General features: G+C 44.0%; 1 pseudogene. It reads right to left on the bottom strand.

The annotated features are described in order from the left end of the window. A pseudogene (locus D8792_RS11160) lies at window positions 1-639 on the bottom strand (redox-regulated ATPase YchF); the annotation flags it as partial.

The following is a 639-nucleotide window of genomic DNA, read 5'->3' on the forward strand; positions in this document are numbered from 1 at the left end:
CTTTTCACCAGCGGTAAAGTAGGTTCCAAGTCCCAACANATGATAGGCTGCTCGTGTCAATTTGTCTACACCTGACTCTGTCAAGCCAATAGCTTCCAAAAATTCTGCCTTGTCTTCATCATCCAGTTCAGAAATTTCTTCCTCGGCACGCGCTGAGATGACAACAACTTCAGCATTTTCTGTAGCTGCAAATGCACGAATCTGCTTCACATAGTCAATATTGTCTGGATCTGCCACTTCATCTTCACCTACATTGGCCACATAAAGTACTGGCTTAGTCGTTAAAAGAAAGAGACCTTTGACGATTTTTTGCTCTTCTTCTGTAAACTCAACTGTCCGAGCCGACAGACCATCTTCCAGAACAGGCTTGATTTTCTGCAAAACATTAAATTCTGCAACTGAGTCTTTGTCTTTCTGAGTACGGGCCATTTTCTCAACACGCGCATAGCGTTTATTAATGCTTTCCAGATCGGCCAAAATGAGCTCCAGATTAATGGTCTCAATATCAGCCATAGGGTCGACGAAGTCAGACTCACGGCCCTGTTCCCGCATGACATTTTCATCATCAAAGGCACGGACTACATGGACGATAGCATCCACTTCACGGATATTGGCCAAGAATTTATTTCCCAGACCTTC

Origin of the sequence: Streptococcus cristatus (assembly GCF_003943505.1) — a bacterium.
Taxonomy (GTDB): domain Bacteria; phylum Bacillota; class Bacilli; order Lactobacillales; family Streptococcaceae; genus Streptococcus; species Streptococcus cristatus_E.